The sequence below is a fragment of the uncultured Amaricoccus sp. genome (genome assembly GCF_937858865.1).
Taxonomy (GTDB): Bacteria; Pseudomonadota; Alphaproteobacteria; order Rhodobacterales; family Rhodobacteraceae; genus Amaricoccus.
Window position 1 is genome coordinate 1 of sequence record NZ_CALLYO010000335.1, and the last position, 2,398, is coordinate 2,398.

Sequence of the window (2,398 nt, forward strand, 5' to 3'; positions counted from 1 at the left end):
CCCGCCGCGACCGGGCGGCCTTCGTCGCGCTCTTCGGGCGCTACGCCGGGCGGGTCAAGGCCTTCGCCATGCGCGGCGGGCTGCCGGCCGCCGACGCCGACGAGATCGCCCAGGACGTGATGGTCTCGGTCTGGCGCAACGCCGCGGGCTTCGATCCCGCCCGCGCCGCCGCCTCGACCTGGATCTTCGCCATCGCGCGCAACCGCCGCATCGACCAGATCCGCCGCGCCGCCCGGCCGACGCCGGATCCGGCCGACCCGCTGTTCCAGCCCGACCCCGCACCCGACGGCTTCGCGGCGCTGAGCGGCGCCGAGCGCGAGGCGCGCCTGCTCGCCGCGCTCGCCGACCTCCCGCCCGAGCAGCGCCGCGTGCTGCAGGCCGCCTTCTACGAGGGCCTCAGCCACGCCGACATCGCCCGCGCCGAGGGCCTGCCGCTCGGCACGGTGAAGTCGCGGATCCGCCTCGCCTTCCGCCACCTGCATGCGATACTGGGCGCGGATCTGGCGGAGGAGCTCGGCGATGACTGACACGGCGGCGGTGCCCATGGTCGAGGTCTGGCGCGGCGACGTCCTCGAGTCGCGCCACCGCGGCCATGCGGTCGTCTGCGACAGCCGCGGCCAGATCCGCGCCGCCTGGGGCGACCCCGCGGCGGTGATCCTGCCGCGCTCCTCCTGCAAGATGCTCCAGGCCCTGCCGCTGGTCGAGAGCGGCGCCGCCGCCGGGCTGTCCTCGGAACGGCTCGCCCTCGCCTGCGCCTCGCACCAGGGCGCGGCGATGCACGTCGGGCGCGTCGCGGCCTGGCTCGCCGACCTCGGCCTCGGCGAGCCCGACCTCCGCTGCGGCCCGCAGGTCCCCGACGACGCCACCGAGCGCCACCGGCTGCGCGCGGCCGGCGAGCCGCCCTGCCAGCTGCACAACAACTGCTCCGGCAAGCACGCGGGCTTCCTCACCCTCGCGCGCCACCTCGGCGGCGGCCCGGAATACGTCGAGATCGACCACCCGGTGCAGCGGGCGGTGCGCGCCGCCTTCGAGGAGATGTGCGGCGAGACGAGCCCCGGCTGGGGCATCGACGGCTGCTCCGCCCCGAACTTCGCCACCAGCCTGCACGGCCTCGCCCGGGCGATGGCGCGCATGGCCGACCCGAAGGGGCTGGGGCGCACCCGCGCGGCGGCGGCAGAGCGGCTCGTCGCCGCGATGCTCGCCCATCCCCTCCTCGTCGCCGGCGAGGGCCGCGCCTGCTCCGAGCTGATGGCGGCGATGGACGGCGTCGCGGTCAAGACCGGCGCCGAGGCCGTCTTCGCCGCCATCCTGCCGCGCCCGGGCCTCGGCGTCGCCCTCAAGATCGAGGACGGCGCCACCCGCGCTTCCGAAAGCGCGATCACGACCCTCCTCGTCCGCCTCGGCGCCCTCGCCGCCGACCACCCGGCGGCGCTGCGCCGGCTCCGCCCGCCCATCCTCACCCGCCGCGGCTTCCCGGCCGGCAGCCTCCGCCCCGATCCGGCCTTCTGGGCCGGGGGCGCGGCGCTCTGAGACGCGGAATCGCGTTAACGAAGGTTTCGATCTGGTTGACGCGGCGATGGATTATCGAGAGAAAACAACGGAGTCGGGCAGTGGGCACGCGTGCCCACCCCGTGCCCGACGAACCCTCTTGCAGCGGGCCCGTTCAAAGGGCATGGCCTTTGCCGGAGCGAGACGGAATAATCCGCCGCGAGGCGAGGCGGCAGCAGAGGAACGGGACAAGATGAAGATGCGCGCGCTGCTCGCGGCAGCAGCTCTCCTCGCGACGGCCGGGGCGGCCCTCGCCCAGTCCGGCGTGATCCGCGGGCAGGCGACCCCCGCGCCCTTCGACTTCAAGGCGGGCACCACCACCCTCGAGGTCGAGCTCCGCGACGTCTCGCAGGCCGACGCCCCCGCCGCGCCGCTGGCCAGCGCCGCCGTGCCGATCCGCCGCATGGGACCCATCCCCTTCGTCCTCTCCTACGACCTCGGCGCCATCGTCGCCGAGAACAGCTACGCCGTCTCGGCGCGGCTGGTGCAGGGCGGGATGCTGATCCAGCGCAGCGAGTCGCCGGCGCCGGTGCTGACCCAGGGCGGCGGCAGGACCGTCAGCCTCGCCCTCACCGCCCTCGCCACGCCCGAGCCCGTGGCCGAGACGCCGCCCGAGGGCCTGCCGGTGGCCGATCTGGTCGGCGACTGGCGCCTGACCGAGGCGGGCGGCGAGGCCGCCGCCGAGGGCGTCCGCTCGAGCCTCACCCTGACCGCCGGCGGCGAGGCCCTCGGCAGCGGCGGCTGCAACAGCTTCCGCGGCACCTACGTGGCCGGGGCCGGCGACCTCCGCTTCGGCCCCCTCGCCGCCACCCGCAGCGCCTGCCCGGCGCCGCAGACGGACCAGGAGACG

At 76.1% G+C, this 2,398-nt stretch carries 3 protein-coding genes; all 3 read left to right on the forward strand.

Going from position 1 to position 2,398, the window contains the following annotated elements:
- A partial coding sequence (locus tag Q0112_RS09495) for a sigma-70 family RNA polymerase sigma factor (protein WP_297974424.1) occupies positions 1-527 on the forward strand: 527 nt, incomplete at its 5' end.
- On the forward strand, positions 520-1,530 hold the full coding sequence (locus Q0112_RS09500; protein ID WP_297974427.1) for an asparaginase: 1,011 nt from the start codon (positions 520-522) through the stop codon (positions 1,528-1,530). The genes Q0112_RS09495 and Q0112_RS09500, both read left to right, overlap by 8 nt.
- 211 nt (positions 1,531-1,741) lie before the next feature.
- Positions 1,742-2,398 (forward strand): YbaY family lipoprotein (locus tag Q0112_RS09505; RefSeq protein WP_297974430.1); only part of this gene is annotated, 657 nt, incomplete at its 3' end.